This window comes from Burkholderia stagnalis, from assembly GCF_039848545.1.
Classification (GTDB): Bacteria; Pseudomonadota; Gammaproteobacteria; order Burkholderiales; family Burkholderiaceae; genus Burkholderia; species Burkholderia stagnalis.
The window spans coordinates 509,401-528,863 of the sequence record NZ_CP156687.1 but is presented as its reverse complement, the minus strand read 5'-3'; the positions used below and the strand labels follow the sequence as shown (position 1 = coordinate 528,863).

General features: G+C 67.6%; 15 protein-coding genes and 2 pseudogenes. 11 read left to right on the top strand and 6 right to left on the bottom strand.

The genetic code is table 11. From position 1 onward, the window contains the following. Nucleotides 1–17 precede the first annotated feature (17 nt). From ABFO07_RS33110 to ABFO07_RS33070, 9 genes are all read left to right on the top strand, one after another. Nucleotides 18–1,307 (top strand): glycosyltransferase, encoded by a 1,290-nt coding sequence (locus ABFO07_RS33110; protein WP_155634384.1) that lies wholly within the window; start codon nucleotides 18–20, stop codon nucleotides 1,305–1,307. 113 nt (nucleotides 1,308–1,420) lie between these two features. Then, complete coding sequence (locus ABFO07_RS33105; protein WP_060014895.1) at nucleotides 1,421–3,856, top strand: hypothetical protein; 2,436 nt, start codon at nucleotides 1,421–1,423, stop codon at nucleotides 3,854–3,856. Between the two features lie 10 nt (nucleotides 3,857–3,866). Further along, nucleotides 3,867–4,547 (top strand): class I SAM-dependent methyltransferase, encoded by a 681-nt coding sequence (locus ABFO07_RS33100; RefSeq protein ID WP_063888716.1) that lies wholly within the window; start codon nucleotides 3,867–3,869, stop codon nucleotides 4,545–4,547. A gap of 17 nt (nucleotides 4,548–4,564) precedes the next feature. Beyond that, entirely contained in the window at nucleotides 4,565–5,983 is a 1,419-nt protein-coding gene (locus ABFO07_RS33095) for a UbiA family prenyltransferase (protein WP_059881590.1), read from the top strand. Then, nucleotides 5,980–7,359 carry an FAD-binding oxidoreductase gene (locus tag ABFO07_RS33090; RefSeq protein ID WP_347469742.1) on the top strand — a complete coding sequence of 460 codons (1,380 nt, stop codon included), beginning with the start codon at nucleotides 5,980–5,982 and terminating at the stop codon, nucleotides 7,357–7,359. The genes ABFO07_RS33095 and ABFO07_RS33090 overlap by 4 nt, the downstream gene beginning before the upstream one ends. Further along, the gene (locus tag ABFO07_RS33085; protein WP_059881594.1) at nucleotides 7,356–8,096 is read left to right on the top strand and encodes an SDR family oxidoreductase; all 741 of its coding nucleotides are present in this window, start codon (nucleotides 7,356–7,358) and stop codon (nucleotides 8,094–8,096) included. The genes ABFO07_RS33090 and ABFO07_RS33085 overlap by 4 nt, the downstream gene beginning before the upstream one ends. After that, nucleotides 8,093–9,028, top strand: a complete 936-nt coding sequence (locus ABFO07_RS33080; protein WP_430733101.1) for an NAD-dependent epimerase/dehydratase family protein — start codon at nucleotides 8,093–8,095, stop codon at nucleotides 9,026–9,028. The genes ABFO07_RS33085 and ABFO07_RS33080 overlap by 4 nt, the downstream gene beginning before the upstream one ends. A 10-nt stretch (nucleotides 9,029–9,038) precedes the next feature. Next, nucleotides 9,039–10,334 carry an NAD(P)/FAD-dependent oxidoreductase gene (locus tag ABFO07_RS33075; protein WP_081063141.1) on the top strand — a complete coding sequence of 432 codons (1,296 nt, stop codon included), beginning with the start codon at nucleotides 9,039–9,041 and terminating at the stop codon, nucleotides 10,332–10,334. Next, complete coding sequence (locus ABFO07_RS33070) at nucleotides 10,331–10,804, top strand: GtrA family protein (protein ID WP_322230340.1); 474 nt, start codon at nucleotides 10,331–10,333, stop codon at nucleotides 10,802–10,804. The genes ABFO07_RS33075 and ABFO07_RS33070 overlap by 4 nt, the downstream gene beginning before the upstream one ends. A 258-nt stretch (nucleotides 10,805–11,062) precedes the next feature. Here ABFO07_RS33070 and ABFO07_RS33065 read toward each other — a convergent pair. Both ABFO07_RS33065 and ABFO07_RS33060 read right to left on the bottom strand, forming a co-directional pair. Next, a pseudogene (locus tag ABFO07_RS33065) lies at nucleotides 11,063–11,218 on the bottom strand (IS6 family transposase); the annotation flags it as partial. A gap of 120 nt (nucleotides 11,219–11,338) precedes the next feature. Next, on the bottom strand, nucleotides 11,339–12,925 hold the full coding sequence (locus ABFO07_RS33060; RefSeq protein WP_059881598.1) for a glycosyl hydrolase family 18 protein: 1,587 nt from the start codon (nucleotides 12,923–12,925) through the stop codon (nucleotides 11,339–11,341). A gap of 783 nt (nucleotides 12,926–13,708) precedes the next feature. Between ABFO07_RS33060 and ABFO07_RS33055 the strand changes: the two are divergent. After that, nucleotides 13,709–14,167: pseudogene (locus ABFO07_RS33055) on the top strand (RES family NAD+ phosphorylase); the annotation flags it as partial. Nucleotides 14,168–14,449: 282 nt separating this feature from the next. Here the strand turns inward: ABFO07_RS33055 and fabZ are convergent. The 3 genes from fabZ to ABFO07_RS33040 form a co-directional block, all read right to left on the bottom strand. Continuing rightward, on the bottom strand, nucleotides 14,450–14,902 hold the full coding sequence (gene fabZ / locus ABFO07_RS33050) for a 3-hydroxyacyl-ACP dehydratase FabZ (protein WP_059880334.1): 453 nt from the start codon (nucleotides 14,900–14,902) through the stop codon (nucleotides 14,450–14,452). A 420-nt stretch (nucleotides 14,903–15,322) separates the two neighbouring features. After that, nucleotides 15,323–16,696 carry an ATP-binding protein gene (locus ABFO07_RS33045; protein WP_081075464.1) on the bottom strand — a complete coding sequence of 458 codons (1,374 nt, stop codon included), beginning with the start codon at nucleotides 16,694–16,696 and terminating at the stop codon, nucleotides 15,323–15,325. Further along, nucleotides 16,697–17,425 carry a response regulator transcription factor gene (locus ABFO07_RS33040; protein ID WP_059959416.1) on the bottom strand — a complete coding sequence of 243 codons (729 nt, stop codon included), beginning with the start codon at nucleotides 17,423–17,425 and terminating at the stop codon, nucleotides 16,697–16,699. 244 nt (nucleotides 17,426–17,669) lie between these two features. Between ABFO07_RS33040 and ABFO07_RS33035 the strand changes: the two genes are divergently transcribed. Beyond that, nucleotides 17,670–18,416, top strand: a complete 747-nt coding sequence (locus ABFO07_RS33035; protein ID WP_124490669.1) for a MipA/OmpV family protein — start codon at nucleotides 17,670–17,672, stop codon at nucleotides 18,414–18,416. Between the two features lie 156 nt (nucleotides 18,417–18,572). Here the strand turns inward: ABFO07_RS33035 and ABFO07_RS33030 are convergent, their stop codons facing one another. Next, nucleotides 18,573–19,337, bottom strand: a complete 765-nt coding sequence (locus ABFO07_RS33030; protein ID WP_430733090.1) for a TetR/AcrR family transcriptional regulator — start codon at nucleotides 19,335–19,337, stop codon at nucleotides 18,573–18,575. Nucleotides 19,338–19,463: the final 126 nt, after the last annotated feature.

Genomic DNA, 19,463 nt, shown 5'->3' with positions numbered 1-19,463 from the left:
CCGCGAGGAATCCGATCTTGACTTTCGCGACTCGCCCCCTGCGCGTGCTCTGCTTCGGCGAGGCGGCCACCTTCGCGCACGTGGCGCGGCCCTATTGCCTCGCGAGGGCGCTCGACAAGCGCGCCTTCGAGGTGCACTTCGCCTGCGACGCGCGTTATGCCTATGTCCACGACGATCCGGCGGTCCGCTATCACGAGATCCATTCGAAGAGCGCGCAAGCCTTCCTCGATGCGATCGAGACCGGCGCGGCCCTGTATTCGAAGCGGGAACTGATCGGGTACACGGAAGAGGATCTGGCGCTGATCCGGCATGTCGAGCCCGACGTGGTGGTCGGCGATTTCCGCCATTCCCTGTCGGTCGCCACGCGGCTGGCCGGCGTGCCCTACGTGGCGCTGATCAACGCCTACTGGAGCACCGGGGTGGACGATCCGGTGCTGCCGGTGCCCGAGATCCGCGGCCTGAACATGTCGCGGCTGCCGTTCGTGCCCAGGCTGATGCCGCTGATGGGACGCCTCGTGCTGGCCTTCCAGGCCCGCGCGCTGGACGGCGCGCGCCGCCACTTCGGCCTGCCGCCGTTCGCCTCCTGCCGCGCCGGCTGGACCTTCGGCGATCGCGTCGGCTACTACGACTCGCCGTCGCTGGTGCCGCTCGCGGCGCTGCCGGCCGGGCACGCCTATCTCGGCCCGGTGAGCTGGTCGCCCGCCGTCGGCCTGCCCGACTGGTGGACCTCGCTCGACGAAGGGCGGCCGGTGGTCTACGTCTCGCTCGGCTCCTCGGGCGACGTGAGCCTGACCGACCGCATCGTCGACGGGCTGCTCGGGGCAGGCCTGCAGGTGGTGACCACCTCGGGCGGCCGCTACCTGCCGGCGCCGCGCGAGGGGCTGTACACCGCGAGCTTCCTGCCCGGCGCCGAGATCGCGCGGCGCGCCGACCTGGTGATCAGCAACGGCGGCAGCCCCACCGGCTACCAGGCGCTCGGCGAGGGCACGCCGGTGATCGGCATCCCGACCAACATGGATCAGCTGCTGGCGATGCGCTACATCGAGCGCTACGGCGCGGGGCTGACGGTGAGGCCGGTGCGCGTGCGGCGCGGCGAACTGCCGGCGATCGTCGCACGGATGCTGGCCGATCCGGCCTACGCGGCGCGCGCGCGGGAAGTGGCCGGCGCCTTCGCGCAGATGGATCCGTTCACGGCCTTCCCGGCACTGCTGCGCGAGGCGGTCGAGACGCACGGCGCGAACAGCGCGCAGGCCGCCGGCGCCGCCGTGCCGCGAGCGGCGATGCCGGCCGCCGCGACGGCGCACTGAGAAACGGCCGGCGTGGCCATGCATGCCGGTATCGAGAATCGAGACAAGCACGACGGCATGGCCGGGCCCGCCGGAAGGCGGCCGGCGCCGATCGACGACGAGGGAGAGAGCAGGTGAGTGACAAGCATGATCTGACGATGCAGGCCTCCGCCGCGGCCGCCGTGCCGGGCACGCCGGCCGCCGCGCCCGGCGGCATCACGCCGGCGCGGGAGCACGGCGAGGCGGGCCGGGGCGGCCTGGCGCTGGCCTGTCGATGGCTAGCGGTGCTGGCCCTGGCCGCGGTGATCCTGCCGTGGCTGCCGGCAATGCCGGGCGAGGGGCTCGATCCGTCGTGGATGGCCGCGCTGAACCAGGCGCTGGCGCAGGGCCTGGTGTTCGGCCGCGACATCGTCTTCACGCTCGGGCCGTATGCGGGCGTGTTCACGCGCGTGTTCCATCCCGCCACCGACGGCCTGATGCTGGCCGCCAGCGCGGTGTTTCTGCTCGGCTACGCGAGCGCGACGCTGCAGCTCACGCGCGGCGCCGGGCGCGTGCTGCCCCTGCTGCTCGCCTTGATGATCGCCGGCGCGCTGTCGCACGACGTGCTGCTGCTCGGTTATCCGCTGCTGGTTTCGGCGGCCTGGTATCGCCATTGCCGCGGGCTCGACGCGCAGGTCGAGCCCGGCTCGGCCTGGCGCAAGCCGCTTGCCGCGCTGCTGATGTTCGCGCCGTTCGGCCTGCTGCCGCTGGTGAAAGGCTCGATGCTGCCCGCTTGCGCGGCGGCGTTGCTGCTCTGCGTGCTGCTGCTGGCCAGCCGCCGCGCGTGGGGCGTCGCGCTGGTCATGCTGCTCGCGCCGCCGCTGGCCGCCATGGCGCTGTGGCAGGCGGCGGGCCAGCCGCTGGCGGCGCTCGGGCCCTACCTGCATTCGCTGGTGGCAATGATCTCGGGCTACGAGGAGGGCATGGCGCTGGACGGCCCGGCCATCGATCTCGCGCTCTACCTGCTCCCGGCGCTGGCGCTGCTCGCCGCGATCGCCCTGCGGCGCGGCGAGGCGTTCAGGCTGCGCGCCTTCCTGCTGCTGTCCTTCGCGGCCTTCCTGTTCCTCTGCTTCAAGGGCGGCTTCGTGCGCCACGACGATCACGCGCTGATCGCCGCCAGCGCTATCGCCTTCGCGGGTCTGGTGTTCGCGCTGGCCGCGCCGTCCTGGCCGGGCGCGGGGCTGGCCGTGCTCGGCGCGGCGGCGGGCTGGGCGATCGCGCTGCACTACACCGAGGCGACGCCCGCGCGCTACGCGATGAACGTCGCGCGTACCGCGCTCGGCGTGAGCGAGGGCCTCGCGCTGCGCGCGCGCGGCGATGCGCTCGCGCAGGCCTACCTGACACGCCTCGCGGCGCTGCGCCGCGAGCACGAGGTGCCGCTGATGAAGGGCAGTTCGGACATCTACTCGTTCTGGCAATCGGATCTGTTTGCGGCCGGCAACCAGTGGAACCCGCGCCCGGTGATCCAGAGCTACGCGGCCTACAGTCCGATGCTGGCGGGCCTGAACGCGGCGCACCTGGCCGGCGCGCGCGCGCCCGACATGGTGCTGATGCGGGTCACGCCGATCGACGGCAAGTACCCGACGCTCGACGACGGCCCGAGCTGGCCGGTGCTGATGCGCGACTACCGTCCGGTGGCGTTCCGCGACAACTTCCTCTATCTCGCGCACGCGCCGGCGCCGGCCAGTCCGCAGGCGCCGGTGCTCAAGGCCGACGCGATGCTGGGCGTGCCTGTCACGGTGCCCGATTCGGCCGTGCCGCTGATGGCGAAGCTGGACGTCGAACCGAGCCTGGCGGGGCGCCTGCGCGCCTTCGCGCTGAAGCCGGCCGCGCTGCGCATCCGCGTCACGTTGCGCGACGGCAGCGAGCACGACTACAAGCTGGTCTCCGGCATGGCCCGCGCCGGCTTCGTGCTGAGCCCGCTGGTGCGCAATTCGACCGAGTTCGCGCTGATGTACGGCGCGCCCGGCGCACTGCGCGCGCAGCAGGTGACGCGCTTCACGGTGGAGGCAGCCGAAGGCGGCGCCTATGCCTGGCAGAGCCATTACCGCGTGACGCTGACGCCTGCGCCGGTCACGCCGGCAGCCGATCCCGCCAGCCTGTTCCAGCACGACCCGCTCGGCGATCTCGCGCCGGCCGATCGCACCGCGCGGCGCCGCGAGGGCGCCTGCATGGGCAGCCTGCTGGTGCTCAACGAAACCTATCCGGCGCCCGCCAGCGCGCGTATCGGCCACGTGCTGTCGGCCGAAGGCTGGCTGGTGGCGCAGCCGCAGACCATGCGGCCGCCAGCGCGCACCTACCTGAGCCTGACCGATGCGAGCGGCCACGTGCGCTACGCGCCGACCCGCGCCATGCCGCGCCTGGACGTGCAGGACATGATCGGCGCCGGCCCCTTGCCCGATCTCGGCTACACCGCCTATCTCGACCCGGCCGGGCTGCACGGCAGGCAGACGCTCGGCGTGGCCTACGCCAGCGAGGGCGAGCTGGTGTCGTGCAGCAATACGCGCGTGGCGCTGCAGTTCGCCGACTGAGGACCCTGAGATGAACCCGAACCAACTGGCACTGCTCTATCGCAAGCGCTTCGCCGACCACGTGCTGGCGCGCAAGGACGCGATCTGGCGGACAATCTACGGCAGCTTCCTGAAGCGCTACGTGGCGCCCGGCGACACGGTGGTCGACGTCGCCTCGGGCTACGGCGAATTCATCAACCACGTGCGGGCCCGGCGCCGCATCGCGATCGACCTGAACCCCGACGCGCGCCGCAGCCTGGAGGCCGGCATCGAGTTCCACCAGGCGGCGGCCACCCAGGTTGGCGAGCTGGTGGCGGGGCAGGCCGACCTGCTGTTCACCTCGAACTTCCTCGAACACCTGCCCGACAAGGCCACCCTCGACACCTTCCTGGGCTCGGTGCGGCGCGCGCTGAAGCCGGGCGGGCGCTACCTGATCCTGGGGCCGAACCTGCGCTACCTGGCGGGCGCCTACTGGGATTTCTACGACCACCATCTGGGCCTGACCGACAAGTCGCTGGCCGAGGCGCTCCACCTGGCCGGCTTCGAGATCGAGCGCTCGATCGACCGCTTCCTGCCCTACACGACACAGGGCGCGCTGCCCACGCATCCGGCGCTGGTCTGGCTCTACCTGCGCCTGCCGCCGGTCTGGCCGCTGCTCGGCAAGCAGTTCTTCATCGTCGCGCGCAAGCCTGCCGACGCCCACGCGCGCTGATCCCGACGAGGCGATTCATGCAAGCTGACAAGATACTCGTCGTCGATCTCGACGGGACGCTGATCCAGTCGGACATGCTGGTCGAGTCCGGGCTCGCCTACCTGAAGCGCTGGCCGCATCGCTTCTATCGGCCGCTGCTGTGGCTGCTGCAGGGCGGCAAGGCCGGCCTCAAGCAGCGCCTGGCCGAGGCCGCCAGCGTCGACGTGACGAGCCTGCCCTACAACGGCACGGTGCTCGAATGGCTGCGCGCCGAGCGCAGCCAGGGCCGGCCGATCACGCTGGCCACCGCCAGCGCCTCGCACTACGCCAATGCGATCGCCGGCCACCTGGGCCTGTTCGATCGCACCTTCGCCAGCGACGGCGCCGTCAACCTGTCGGCCGACAACAAGCGCGACGCGCTGGTGGGCGCCTACGGCGACAAGGGTTTCGACTACGTCGGCAATTCCCGCGACGATCTTTCCGCGTGGCGCGCTGCCGAGCGCGCCTACGTGGTCAACGCGCCCCGGCGCATCGCGCGCGAGGCGCAGCGCAACGGCAACGTCGAGCACGTGATCGACACGCGCGCCGGCACGCTGCGCGTCTGGGCCCGCGCGCTGCGCCTGCATCAATGGCTCAAGAACCTGCTGGTGTTCGTGCCGCTGTTCGCCGCGCATCGCGCCGGCGAGCCGGCGCTGTTCTGGCAGGGCCTGCTGGCCTTCCTCGCCTTCGGGCTGTGCGCCTCCAGCGTCTACGTGCTCAACGACCTGGTCGATCTCGACGACGACCGCCATCACGCGGTCAAGCGGCATCGGCCGTTCGCTAGCGGGGCGCTGTCGCTGCTCTCGGGCGCTGTCGCCTTTCCGCTGTTGCTGGCCGCCTCGCTGGCGATCGCGCTGAGCTGCCTGCCGAGCGCGTTTTCGCTGGCGCTGGCGGCCTATTACGCGTTGACGGTGGCCTATTCCTTCGTGCTCAAGCGCATGGTGATCGTCGACGTGATCGCGCTGGCCGCGCTCTACACGGCGCGGCTCGCGGCCGGCACGGCCGCCTTCGGCATGCGCCTGAGCTTCTGGCTGCTTGCCTTCTCGATGTGCATCTTCCTGAGCCTCGCGCTCGTGAAGCGCTACACCGAACTGGTGGCGCTGGCCGGCGGCCAGGCGCGCGGGCGCGGCTACGTCAGCGACGACCGCGCCATCGTGCTGGCGCTGGGCGCGGCGGCCGGCTACCTGTCGGTGCTGGTGCTCGCGCTCTACATCCAGGATCCCGTCACCCTGATGCTCTACGCCAATCCGCAACGCATCTGGCTGTCCTGCCCGCTGCTGCTGTACTGGGTCAGCCGCACCTGGATCATCACCAATCGCGGTCAGATGAACAGCGACCCGGTGTTGTTCGCCGCCACCGATGCCACCAGCCTCGGCGTAGCCGCGTTGTTCGTGCTGGTCTTCGTCAGCGCGATATGAGCACGACCGGCCTGCGATCCTGGGCGCGCTATCCGCGCCATCCGCAGACGGGCGCGCCGGTGCACTGGCGCGACAGCCTGCCCGCGCTGCTGAGCGGCCTGAGCGGGCGGCAGGCTTCGGTGCTGGCCTACGGCAACGGCCGCAGCTACGGCGACAGCTGCCTGGCCGTCTCCGACCAGGTGCTGTGGATGAAGCCGCTCGACCGCTTCATCGACGTCGACTGGCAGACGGGCCGCATCCGCGCGGAAGCCGGCATGACGCTCGACGTGCTGCTCGACGCGGCGCTGCCGCGCGGCTGGATGCTGCCCGTCACGCCGGGCACGCGCTACGTGACGCTCGGCGGCGCGCTCGCCAACGACGTGCATGGCAAGAACCATCACATACGCGGCACCTTCGGCCGCCATGTCACGCGTTTCGGCCTGGTGCGCTCCGATCTCGGGCCGCTCGAGATCGATGCGCGGAGCCATCCCGAGCTGTACGCGGCGACCATCGGCGGGCTCGGCCTGACCGGCGTGATCAGCTGGGTCGAGTTGCAATTGATGCAGGTGCCCTCGGCTCGTGTCGATCTGCGCCAGATGCGCTTCGGCGGACTCGACGAGTTCTTCGCGCTGTCGAACGAGCACGATGCGCGCCACGAGTACAGCGTGGCCTGGATCGATTGCGGCAGCCGCGGCAAGGCGCTGGGCCGCGGCGTGCTGACGGTGGCCGATGCGGCGCCGGCTGAAGCGCGCGGTCAGGGCGGGCAGGATGGGGGTAAGGGCAATGCGGCTGGCCGCTCCGGCATGCGTAGCAGGCCGTCGACGCGGCAGCTGACGGTGCCGTTCACGCCGCCGTTCTCGCTGGTGAACCGCCTGTCGGTGCCGGCCTTCAACGCGCTGCATTACTGGCGCGCCGGCCGCGCCGCCGGCCGCGCGCGGGTCGAGCTGCTGCCGTTCCTCTATCCGCTCGACGGCCTGCTCGAATGGCACCGTATCTATGGCCGGCGCGGTTTCCAGCAATACCAGTGCGTGGTGCCGGCTGCCGATGCGCGCGACGCGATGGGCGAGATGCTGGCGGCGATTGCGGCCAGCCGTGCCGGTTCCTTCCTGGCCGTGCTCAAGCGCTGCGGGGCGCTGGTCTCGCCGGGGCTGCTGTCGTTCCCGCTCGAGGGCACCTCGCTCGCGCTCGACTTCGCCCAGCACGACGCGCGCAACGCGGCGCTGTTCGCGCGACTCGACGCGATCGTGCGCGGCGCGCGCGGCCGTCTTTATCCCGCGAAGGACGCCCATATGTCGGGCGAGGACTTCCGGCGCGCCTATCCGGCCTGGACGCGCGTCGAGGCCTTGCGCGACCCGGCGATCCAGTCGCGTTTCTGGCAACGGACCACCGAGACATGAAGACCATCCTGATCGTGGGCGCGACCTCGGCGATCGCGACCGAATGCGCGCGCCGCTGGGCCGGCGAGGGCGCCGCGCTGTGCCTGGCAGGCCGGCGCGCCGACCGGCTCGAACAGATCGCCGACGACCTGCGCCTGCGCGGAGCGTCGCGCGTCGCGACCCTCGCATTCGACGCCAATGCGCTCGACACGCACGCGGCGATGCTGGAGGCGGCCGAGCGCGCGCTGGGCCCGATCGAGCTGGCGCTGGTCGCGCACGGCTCGCTGCCCGAGCAGGCCGCCTGCGAGCGCGACGCGGCGCTGGCGGTGCGCGAGTTCAGCACCAACGGGCTGTCCACCATCGCGCTGCTCACGCCGCTGGCCAACCGGATGGCCGCGCGCGGCGCCGGCACGATCGCGGTGATCGCCTCGGTGGCGGCCGATCGCGGGCGGCCCTCGAACTACGTCTATGGCGCCGCGAAGGCTGCCGTGGTGGCGTTCTGCGAGGGCCTGCGCGCGCGGCTCGCGAAATCGGGCGTGCACGTGCTGGTGATCAAGCCCGGCTTCGTCGCTACGCCGATGACGGCCCATCTGCAATTGCCGGGGCCGCTGGTGGCGCGGCCCGAGCGCGTGGCGGCCGACATCGTGCGCGCGGTGGCGCGCCGTCGCGACGCGATCTACACGCCGTGGTTCTGGGCGGGCGTGATGTGCGCGATCCGCTGGATGCCCGGCTTCCTTTTCAAGAGAGTGTCCTTGTGAACCTGCGAGTGATCTTGCCCGGCGGCGCCGGGCTCGTCGGACAGAACCTGGTGGCGCGGCTCAAGCGCCGCGGCGTGAAAGAGATTGTGGTGCTCGACAAGCATCGCGCGAACCTGGCGGTGCTGCGCCGGCTGCATCCCGACATCGTCGCCGAATACGCCGACCTGGCCGAGCCGGGCGACTGGTCCCGCCACTTCGCGGGCGCGGACGCGGTGGTGATGCTGCAGGCGCAGATCGGCGGGCCGACGCGCGAGCCCTTCGTGCGCAACAACCTCGACAGCACGCGCCAGGTGCTGGCGGCGATCCGCCTGCACCGCGTGCCGCATACGGTGCACATCAGCTCCTCGGTGGTCGAGTCGGTCGGCGACGATTTCTACACGCAGACCAAGCGTGAGCAGGAGCAGATGGTGCTGGCCTCGGGTATCGACTGCGTGGTGCTGCGCCCGACCCTGATGTTCGGCTGGTTCGACCGCAAGCACCTGGGCTGGCTGTCGCGCTTCATGCAGCGCGTGCCGGTGTTCCCGGTGCCGGGCTCGGGGCGCTTCGTGCGCCAGCCGCTCTACGCGGGCGACTTCTGCAACGTGATCGTGGCCTGCCTGGAGGCGCGCATCCGCGGCCAGGTCTACAACATCAGCGGCCGCGAGCGCGTCGACTACATCGACCTGATCCGCGAGGTGCGCCGTGCGGTGCGCGCGCGCTGCGCGATCGTCAGGATCCCGTACCGGCTGTTCCATGCGCTGCTGACCATCTATGCCTGGTTCGATCGCGATCCGCCGTTTACCGCCGCGCAGCTGCGGGCGCTGACGGCCGGCGACGAATTCGAGGTGATCGACTGGGAGCGCATCTTCGGGGTGCGCGCCACCTCGCTGCGCGAGGCGGTCGGCGAGACCTTCTGCGACCCGGTGTACAGCCGCGTCCAGCTGGATTTCTGAGGGAGGCCCGATGGAGCGACGCAGCGACAAGCCGGCAGTGGCCGTGCTCGGCGCCGGGCCGATGGGGCTCGGCGTGGCCTACCAGCTCGCGCGCGACGGGCGCCGGGTGGTGGTGTTCGAGGCCGACGACCGGATCGGCGGGATGGCCGCCTCCTTCGATTTCGGCGGCATCGACATCGAACGCTATTACCACTTCCATGCCGCTTCGGACCACGCTTTCTTCGAGGTGTTGCGCGAGCTGGGCATGGAGGATCGCCTGCGCTGGGTCGAGACGCGCATGGGCTACTTCTACCGGAACCGTGTGCAGCGCTGGGGCAACCCGCTCGCGCTGCTGCGCTTTCGCGGCTTGGGCTGGATCGCGAAGTTCCGCTACGGGCTGCATGCGTTGCTGGCGACGCGGCGCGACCATTGGCGCGACCTGGACCGCATCGAGGCGACCGGCTGGATCCGCCGCTGGATCGGAGAGGAAGCCTGGGAGGTGCTGTGGCGGCGGCTGTTCGACTACAAGTTCTACGAGCACGCGCAGGATCTCTCGGCCGCCTGGATCTGGAGTCGCATCCGCCGCATCGGCCGCTCGCGCTACAGCCTGATGCGCGAGAAGCTCGGCTACCTGGAGGGCGGCTCGGCGGCGCTGCTCGAGGCGATGCGCGCCGAGATCGAGCGCCGCGGCGGCGAGCTGCGGCTCGGCCAGCCGGTGCAGCGCGTGCTGATCGAGGCGGGCCGCGTGAGGGGCGTGCTCACCGCCGCCGGCGAGCAGCGCTTCGAGCAGGTGATCAGCACCGTGCCGCTGGCTCACGCGTCGCGCCTGATGCCGGACCTGCCGGCCGAGATCCTCGACGCCTGGCGCGCGATTCCGAACGTCGCCGTGGTCTGTGTGATCGTCAAGCTGGCGAAGCCGGTGAGCGACAACTTCTGGCTCAACGTTAACGATCCCGCCATGGATATCCCGGGCATCGTCGAATACACCAACCTGCGCCCGCTCGATGCGCATGTGGTCTACGTGCCGTTCTACATGCCGGGCACGCATCCGAAGTACGCCGAGCCGGATGCGGCCTACGAGACCAAGGTGGTCGGCTACCTGCGTCGCATCAATCCGGCACTGAGCGCCGAGGATGTGCTGGAGGTGAGGGTGAACCGCTATCGTCACGCGCAGCCTGTCTGCGGCCCGGGCTTCCTCGATCGGCTGCCGCCGATCCGCACGCCGGTGGAAGGCCTGTTGGTGGCCGATACCTGCCACTACTACCCGGAAGATCGCGGGATTTCCGAAAGCATCGGCCTGGCGCGCCGGATGGCGCGCATGCTATGAGCGCGCCGGGTTCCGGAGCCGCGGGAGCGGGAACGGGAACGGGAACGGGAGCGGGAGCGGCGACGACGGCGGTCGGGAGAGAGGGCGCGCGCCGTTTCGCGCGTTTTCTCGCCACCGGCGGCATCGCGGCGGCGGCCAACCTCGGCTCGCGCATGCTGTTCAGCCTGTGGCTGCCGTATACCACGGCGATCGTGCTGGCCTGGGTGGTGGGCGTGAGCTGCGGCTACCTACTGGCGCGCCGCTACGTGTTCGGCGCGAGCGGCCAGCGCACCTGGCGCTCGGCGGCCGCCTTCACGGCCGTCAACCTGTTCGCGCTGCCGCAGACCTGGGCCGTCAGCGTGGGGCTCGCCCAGCACCTGATGCCGGCCATCGGCTTCGGCTGGCATGCGCAGGACCTGGCGCATCTGGCCGGCGTCGGGGCACCTGTGTTCACCAGCTACTTCGCGCATCGAAACTGGTCGTTTCGCTGAGGCCGCGCGTCGAGCGGGCCCGGCCGTGGCTGGCAGGAGCCGTCGCTCAGCCGCGCGGCCCGGTATCAGCCCAGTTTCGGCCACCGCCTGGATCACCTTGAGTCGATCAAGCTCTCGCATCGTCAGTGTCACCAATCCGGTTGGCTGCATGGTCGGCTCCGCGCTTGCTCCACGAGCCGTCCAGCATGCCAGCAGTCAAAAACACGACATTAGGATATGGCTGCTACACCCGTTGGGCCTGCCAAATTTGTCGCATCAGCGCCGGATCGTTTCGCAGCTCACCACGACACCGCGCTCGAACAGCAATTCTTCGACATCGCGCAGGCTGAGCTGGAAGCGGAAATACCACCGCACGGCCTGAGCAATGGTGGCCGCAGGAAACCGGCGTCCACGATAGAGCGAGGTCGTTTTCATGTCGTTATCCTACGCCAACGTGGCAATGCCGGTGCGTCGTTAAAAGACCGCGTGCCTTGAGCGAGGGATTGGGCACGCGGACCGGCATGCTGGACTCCAGCTAAAAATGCTTTGCTAGCATTAACGGTTCGGGGTCACCCCGGTGGGCTTGGTGGCGGCGGTGGCGCTGCGCAACTCGCCCATGGCGGACAGCAGTGAGCCTTGCATATCGTCGCCATCCAATGACCAACTGAACACGCCGCCCAGCTGCTGGGCTTTGACATAGCCCAGCTTGGTGCGGATCACATCCGGTGTGTCATAACTCCAGAACTGCGTGCCGTCATAGCTCCACAGCTGCTTGGTGACGGGATGCACATAACGCGTGCCTGCGCGGCCCCCCAGCACACGATAGTCCTCGTAACCCGCCTCGTAAGTGCCGGGCGCGGGGCCGGTGGCGCTTTGATACAGGCCATTGCCATTAGGGCCGGCGGCCACGCCGGTCCAGCCGCGGCCATAGAAGGGGATGCCCACATTGATGCGGTTGCGGGCCAGGCCAGCGCTGACCAGGGCATTCACCGCGTCGTCGATATCATAGAACTTGGCGTCGTTCTGGGCCGGATTGGCCGGATCCGGGTAGAGGTTGGACTGGAAGTTGGTGGGGCCCTGCGCTTCCCAGCCGCCATGGAAGTCATAAGACATCACATTGGCCCAGTCCAGGTAAGTGCCGTAGTTGCTCGGTTCGGTATTGCGGATTTTGTCCACTCCGGCGCCCAGCGCGGCGGAAAGGTAATAGCGACGCTTGTTCTGCTGGCCCAGCGCATCCAGCTGACGGCGGAACTCCGCCAGCAGCAGGGTGAAGTTTTGCTTGTCCGCCGCGCTGTAATGATTGGTGGGCAGGCCACCGGCCACCGGGTATTCCCAGTCGATGTCAAAGCCGTCAAACACGCCCAGCGCCACACCCTGTCCCCCAGCGTTTTCTTGTTGCGGCAGATTGCCCTTGATGTAGAGGTTGATGCAGGAGGAAACCAGCGCCTGGCGGCTGGCGTCGCTGGCGGCTACGGTGGAGAAGTTCTTGGACCAGGTCCAGCCGCCCAGGGAGATCAGCACCTTGAGCTGCGGATTTTTCAGTTTCAGCTTACGCAGTTGGTTGAAGTTGCCGCGTAGTGGGGTGTCCCAGCTGTCTGCCTGGCCGTCCACGGACTCCGCCGCAGGGAAGGCGCGCTGGTAATCCGCCCAGGCATCGCCGCCATCGCCATTGCCGCTTTCCGCCACCGTGACCATGCCGCACTGGCCGTTGGCGTAGACATTGCCAAAAGCGTAGTTGAGCACGGTGAGTTTTTTATCGCCGCCGCTGGCCGCCAGGTTTTTCACAAAGTACTGGCGCTGATAAATGCCCCATTGGGTGAAATAAGAGCCCACGTTGTAGCCCACGGTGGGCGTGGGTTCCGGCGGCACGCCGCTGCCTGAGCCGCCGCCGCTGACAGGCGCGCATGAGTTGGCGGCGCGCTGCTGCCAAACGGACCCTTGGCTGGCTGTAGGCGTTTCCCCTCGCGTCCACCATTGCGCTTGCCAGGTTTGGCCGTTGTACAAGGCGTAATCGCCAGCGTTATAGATCTGGCTGGATTGCCAGGCGCTGCAGCTGGGCAGGGCATAGGCCGCAGAGCTGGCCACGAAGAGGCTGCTCGCGCCGATCAGGGGCAGGCACAGGCGGTGAATCGAACGTTGCATTACATTCTCCTTTGCTTTATGGCGGATGCCGGTGATGAAGCCTGGCTTACTTTGGTATGTATTTGGTATTAAATTGGTATCAGTATTGGCCAGGATTTGTGAAATGCAAGGAGAATTTCGGGGCGCTTCAGGAAATCTATGGCCCCCCCTTTTTTGCAAGACTGATTTCGATGTCGTTGTTGGCTTGCGTAAATCTATTCGGCGTCGTTTAGGGGAATGACTCCCCGCGCCACGATGAGATTCGCGCCTGGCGGTCCTAAAAACGGAAGCAGTCTCCGGCATAGTTGCTTGGAAAACGATTATTTAGAAAAATCCATCTTGATCGGCTGCAGATGTCAGGGGTAATCGATATCCCTAAAAATCCGGCGATGACAATGTGATAACTGTTAAGTCAACCTGAATACGCTGTTGAAGCGCATCGTATTCTTGAACATCGGCACGGATATGCATTTAAATGCGTAACAATGTCCACGGCGGGGCCCTGCGCGAGATCCGCGCTCGCATTGCTGTCCATACCCGAAGCAGGGCGCGGAGGGCTGCGAGTCTCGTTGAGACGTCGCAGCCCGAGCACGCGCTCGAGGGCTGGTTCGACCCCAGCTCATTGCGCGGCTCACGGCCGCCGACGTCGCTACGTGTGCCGATCTGCTCACACTGACTCGCAAGCGGCGTCAGCGCTGGTATCGCGCGGCGCTGTACCGGCCCGCCCGGCGCGCACCTGGCAAACCACGGTCCGTGACGGCGTTACGAGGAAGTGCTGTGGAAGCTCTTCTACGGGCTTCCGGCATGAAGTTGTACCGCATCGCCGACACGTGGCACACGATCTGGAGCGGCGCCGGTGCGATGCTGATCGGCGGACGCTTCAACAGCCCGGGCCGTCCGGTCATTTACGCGGCGCTGACGTTCGCGGGCGCCATGCTCGAGGTGCTCGTCCACGCGCGTATCGGCAGGGTGCCAAAGACGCACGCATGCGTCGAGTCGACCGTGTCCGATGACGTGAGCATCGAACGACACACCGCCGAATCGCTGCCCGAAGGGTGGGACGCCCCGGCGCAGCAGATCGCCCGTCGATTCGGCGACGCATGGCTGACGGAAGCGCGCAGCGCGATCCTGGTCGTGCCGTCGGTCGTCGCGCGCGCCGAATACAACGCGCTGGTGAATCCCGCACACCCGGACGCCGTACGGATTGTCGTTGCGGAACCGCGGCCGGTCGTTTGGGATGAACGACTGTTTGTCATGCCGGCGGCGGCGCATCGTAACCCGGCTGCGTGGCACGCGCCGCGGCGCGACGGCGACGCGGACGTCAGCGTTCGTGACGTTGACTGCAGTCCTCTAATATAAACCAGACCCCATTAAAAATTCGCTAAATCACCTTATGTAAAATATGAAAAGACAGGCTGAACCGGATTATCGGGATGTCCGGCCTCCGTGCAGTTGAAGACGCGGGCCGCCTGTGCAGCACATACAAAATGCCGTTCAACGTGGCGCGAAGCCACCTCGCGCCTTGTCCAGTTGCGTTAGCGGATCCTAGCCTTCGGCCTGCTTCACGGTGCACATCAACTCGGCTTCGCAGGCCACTTCGCCGCCCACGGTCGCGTTAGCCTGGAACTTCCAGATACCACGGATGCAACGCACCACGGAAACGTTCAGATGGAGTTGGTCGCCGGGGCGCACCACGCGCTTGAATCGCGCGCCGTCTATCCCGACCAAGTAATACAGCGCCCCTGCCCTCCGCTCCATGTCCGCGCCGAGCGTCAGCAGGCCGGCTGACTGGGCCAGCGCCTCAATAATCATGACACCCGGCATCACCGGTTGCCCAGGGAAGTGCCCCACGAAGTACGGCTCGTCGATCGTCACGTTCTTGAGGGTTTTGATCCGCGTCTGCGGCTCGAATTCGAGCACGCGATCGACCAGCAAAATCGGATACCGATGCGGCAGCAGCTCCAGAATCTTGTGGATATTGATGTCGGATGCGTTCATGGTGATTTGTCTTCGTCGTGTTTGTGTTGAGCCTGGTACCCGAGGCTGCCCCGATTCAGGGCCATTCGAAAGTGAAAGTTTCCGGGCCGCGGCTCCGATGCCGCTTTCCCATCGCCCGCGTCAATTGTCGTGAAATTGTGTAGGACAACATATAGCAAAGCAAAGATGTCGACTCGAGGTGACTGATGACTTTATTGACAGCCTCGCCGAAATAATGCCGTCACTTCGTCTATGTTCGAACAAAAGTCGTCAATTCGTATCGTGCACTTCGAGGTCCGAACATAGAGCATTGGTTCTTTAAAAATTCTCCGCACGCGATGCGCCCAGTCGCGACGTCGCGCTCCCGCCTGAGATCGATGGATGTCGTCGGCACCATCACGGGCGAAGCGGCGGCCCGTAGCGATCGTCCGCGCGCGAACGTCATGATCTCGACGCGGCGATGCGATCGGCGCACTCGCTCCCGCCGTACACCGTCTTCCCCGGCGCATCGCCCGCACGCTCCGGCAGGGCCCGCGCCGGCAGCGAAATCACGAAGCGCGCACCGCCGAGCGGCGAGTCCTCGAGTCGCACGTTTCCGCCATGCACGAGCGCGACGCGCCGCACGATCGCGAGCCCGAGACCGAATCCGCCGGTCTGCCTGTCGCGGCTCGAGTCGAGCCGCTGGAACGGTTCGAACACGCGCGCACGTTCGGCGACCGGAATGCCGGGACCGTCGTCATCCACGCTCAGCACGAGTGCACCCGACGCATCGCTCGCCGCCGACAGCCGCACCGTGCGCGACGCGTAACGCGAGCCGTTGCGAATCAGGTTCAGCAGCGCGCGCGCGACGAGTTTCGGATCGCACACGTGGGTGGCCTGCGCGCCGGCCGTCGACACGCCGAGCGTGAGGCCCCGATCGGCGACATCGTTCGCGACGTTGCCGGCAACACTGTCGATCAGCGCATCGACGACGACTTCCATCGGCGCAAGCTCGCTCGCGCCTTGTTCCAGCCGTCCGATCGTCAGCAGCTCGGTAACGAGCTCGTCGAGTTCGCGCACATCGCGCTGCAGCCCTTCGCGACGCTCGCGCATCCGGGCGCTGTCGTCGCCTTGGGCGAGTAGCGCAAGCCCGAATTCGAGGCGCGCGAGCGGCGTCTTCAGCTCGTGCGAGATCCCGTGCATCATTTCCCGCTGCTGATTGATCGATGCTTCGATTCGCTCGGCCATGTCGTTGAACTGCTGCGAGAGATCGTAGATGTTCGAGCGGCTTGACAGCTTCACGCGCGTTGCAAGGTTCCCCGCGCCGAAGGCGCGAGCGGCATTCTGCAGCCGGCGAAGGTCGCGCCAGTGATACGAAATCCACAGCGCGACGGCGAACAGCGCCGCCAGCGCGACCATGCCGTTTGCATAGATCTTGATGTCGAGGTCGGCTGGCCCGATCGGGTTCGCATGCAATACCGAACCGTCCTTGAGCGGCATGTAGTAATGCTTGCGATCGTAACTGATTGCGATCCTGCCGGCGTCGAGGTCGCGCAGCGGCGCGCCGCTCAGTTGGCTGCGGGCGTAGGCCATCGTCGCGAAACCGAATCGCTCGTTTCCGTGCTGCGCAAGTTCGCGCAGCGCGAGCGTGCGCTTCGCGCCCGGATGACGTTCGATATAGTCGTTCAGCACAAACGCGTAGGTAGACAGCGCATCGCGCTGTGCCTGCGCCACGCGCTCGTAGAAAATCCTGTTGAACGAGTATTGAATCAACAGGATCGACGCGGCGCAGCACAGAATGACGATGAGATACAGCTTGATCAATGGGCGCAGCATTTACTCGTCCCAGGCAGAAGGGCTGAACAGGTAGCCGCGGCCCCAAATGGTCTTGATCCGGCGCGGCTCCGATGACGCGTCCTCGAAGCGCCGGCGCAGCTTGGAGATGCTCGAGTCGACCGACCGGTCGATTCCGTCGAACTCGATCCCGCGCAGCTGCTTCAGGATGTCGTCGCGGCTCAGCACCGTGCCGGCCGCGCGCGCGAGGATCAGCAGCAGGTTGAACTCGGCGGTCTTCAGGTCGACGAGATCGCCGCGCCACGTGACCGTGCGGTTCGGCGGCGAAATCGTCAGTTCGCCGAACACGAGCGCGGGCGGCTGCGCATCTGCGGCCGGCTCCGGTGCGGCGGGTTCCACGCGGCGTAACAGCGCGCGGGCACGTGCCACCAGCACGCGCGGCTCGATCGGCTTCGTCACGTAGTCGTCGGCGCCGGTTTCGAGGCCCGCGACCTGGTCGTAGACATCGGCGCGCGCGGTGAGAATCAACACGGGGACATTGGTGAACGCGCGAATGCGCCGGCATACCTCCGTCCCGTCGAGATTCGGCAGCATCAGGTCGAGTATCACGAGCGCGGGCCGGTATTCGCGTACCGCGGCGACCGCGAGATCGCCGCGCGGCACGATTCTCACGGCAAATTCATAGCCGTCGAGGTATTCGCGCACGAGTCGCGCGAGTCGGTCGTCGTCCTCGATCAGCAGCACTCGGTGTGCAAGCGGATTCTCGTTCATTGTCTCCTCGAAATGCACGCACCGTCCTTCGTCCTGCACGTGGGCGCGCGGCGCGGAGCCCGAATTCTAACCGTCGTTCCGGCCGCACGGGCAGCGCACGACAGTCGGGAACAATCGATCACAATTGAACACACATTCACCGCAGATTCCGGACAGTCGCGCCACGCGGTCGAACTTAGACTTCGGGCTCCGCCACTCTGGTCCCGAAATTGTGCGTCCATCCCTCCGCTCCTTCCGCTATTGCATGCCGCTTGCCAGCCTGACGCTCGCCACGTTGGCTCACGCCGAAAACCAGTACGCGATTTCGCTCGGCGGCGGCTTCGCCCCACGCTATCCGGGCAGCAACCAGTATCGCGCCGTCGTCGCGCCCTCGTTCTCCGCGATGTTCGGCAACGGCTTCTTCATCGACACCAGCGCCGGCGCAGGCTACCGGCTGAACCTGCCGAGCGGTGCGTTCGTGTCGGCGGCCGTGGGTTACGCCGCAGGCCGTACCGACGAAAATCGTTTCGACCTGCCGGGTTCGGACCATCTGAAGGGGATGGGCCGGATTCCGGGCGCGGTGGTCGTCAGCATGCGGGCAGGTGCGAAGCTGCTGGATGGCGGCGAATTGAGCGTCACGGTCGATGCTCCGGTCACGCACACGTCGCGCGGCTTGTCCGGCCATGTCGATCTCGCGGTGCCCGTGTTCGCGGCCGGACGGCACGATGTCGTGTTGACGGGCAGCGTGCATGCGGGCACGGGGCGCTACATGCAGACCTTCTACGGCGTGACCGATGCGCAGTCGACGGCCAGCGGATTCAGGCCGTACTCGACGAGCGGCGGGGTCGACAGCGCGACGCTGTCGCTTGCGTGGAACTGGGCGGCGTCGCGGCACTGGTCGGTGCACGCGAGCAGCGGCTTCACGCGGTTGCTAGGGCGCTACGGCGACAGCCCGATCGTCCAGACGCGCAGCAACTACTATGGGATGGCCGGCGCGACGTACAAGTTCTGAAGCGTTGATCGACAACGCAGGCGCGCATTGTCCGCGCGCGACGTGCCGACGTCGCCGCGGACAGCGCGCGGCAGCATGCAATCGGCTCCGGCGGCAGGCCGGCGCCGCGACCTCGATGAGCGGATCGACCGGACCTGCGTCGGCGGCAACCGATCGTCAACCGCTCTTCGCAGCGGTGAAGTCGCCGGGCGGCAATGGTCGGTTCGCCACGTCCTTTGCCTCGGCGCGCGTCAGGCCGAGCGTCTGCAATACCATCGCCGCGGCCCGCTCGGGGAGCCGGCCCTCGTCTCCCACCGGCTTCCTCGCCCCGCCCGCAGCCGTGTCCGCCGCGTAGGACTCCGCCGCGATCGCCGCCAGGATCGTCCCCGTCATCGCGAGCACGCTCATGAACGGATCGCCGACGACGAAGCGGCGTGCCGCGATTCCGCGCTCGCTGTCCCGCCGCAAGCGCTGGCCCAGCCCGTGGTCGAGCGCGCGCACCGAGAAACCCTCCCGCACCAGAAACTGCCCCCAGAGCCGCTCGCGGCGCGCGCGCATCAGCGTGTGACGCACGCAAACCGACACGACCTCGGCCGGATCCGACAAACCGCTCGCAAGACGCTCGAGCTCGTCCGCGAAATCGTCGAACACCCATTCCGTCAGCGCGGCGAAGAGGCCGTCCTTCGATTCGAAGTGGTAGTAAAACGAGCCGAACCCCACATCCGCCGCCTCGGTGATCTCGCTGATCGCGACGTTGTCCCTGCCCTTTTCCGCCATCAGGCCGAACGCCGCCCGCAGCAAGCGCATACGTGTCGCCTGCTTGCGCCGGGCACCGCGCGGTTGGCGCTGCTCCGCGCCGCCCGCTGACGCATTCGGGCGACGCGGCCGGACCGGTTTGTCGTCCACGAGCGCGCCTTCCCCTTCCAAAAGAATTTTCTGCATGGCGCAATTCTAGATTGCTCGCTCATACTTGACAACATTATCAGTTATGAGTCTAATCTCGAAATCACAGAACCGGTTCCTGTGCAGACACTGTGGCGGACCCACGGTAGCGAGCGTCGGGGACGT

Bases quoted from the DNA above. Each gene is read 5' to 3' on its own strand.
- ABFO07_RS33035 (WP_124490669.1), top strand. From the start codon at position 17,670: ATGCCGCTTGCCAGCCTGACGCTCGCCACGTTGGCTCACGCCGAAAAC.
- ABFO07_RS33095 (WP_059881590.1), top strand. From the start codon at position 4,565: ATGCAAGCTGACAAGATACTCGTCGTCGATCTCGACGGGACGCTGATC.
- ABFO07_RS33045 (WP_081075464.1), bottom strand. From the start codon at position 16,696: ATGCTGCGCCCATTGATCAAGCTGTATCTCATCGTCATTCTGTGCTGC.
- fabZ (WP_059880334.1), bottom strand. From the start codon at position 14,902: ATGAACGCATCCGACATCAATATCCACAAGATTCTGGAGCTGCTGCCG.
- ABFO07_RS33040 (WP_059959416.1), bottom strand. From the start codon at position 17,425: ATGAACGAGAATCCGCTTGCACACCGAGTGCTGCTGATCGAGGACGAC.
- ABFO07_RS33030 (WP_430733090.1), bottom strand. From the start codon at position 19,337: ATGCAGAAAATTCTTTTGGAAGGGGAAGGCGCGCTCGTGGACGACAAA.
- ABFO07_RS33100 (WP_063888716.1), top strand. From the start codon at position 3,867: ATGAACCCGAACCAACTGGCACTGCTCTATCGCAAGCGCTTCGCCGAC.
- ABFO07_RS33090 (WP_347469742.1), top strand. From the start codon at position 5,980: ATGAGCACGACCGGCCTGCGATCCTGGGCGCGCTATCCGCGCCATCCG.
- ABFO07_RS33085 (WP_059881594.1), top strand. From the start codon at position 7,356: ATGAAGACCATCCTGATCGTGGGCGCGACCTCGGCGATCGCGACCGAA.
- ABFO07_RS33060 (WP_059881598.1), bottom strand. From the start codon at position 12,925: ATGCAACGTTCGATTCACCGCCTGTGCCTGCCCCTGATCGGCGCGAGC.
- ABFO07_RS33070 (WP_322230340.1), top strand. From the start codon at position 10,331: ATGAGCGCGCCGGGTTCCGGAGCCGCGGGAGCGGGAACGGGAACGGGA.
- ABFO07_RS33075 (WP_081063141.1), top strand. From the start codon at position 9,039: ATGGAGCGACGCAGCGACAAGCCGGCAGTGGCCGTGCTCGGCGCCGGG.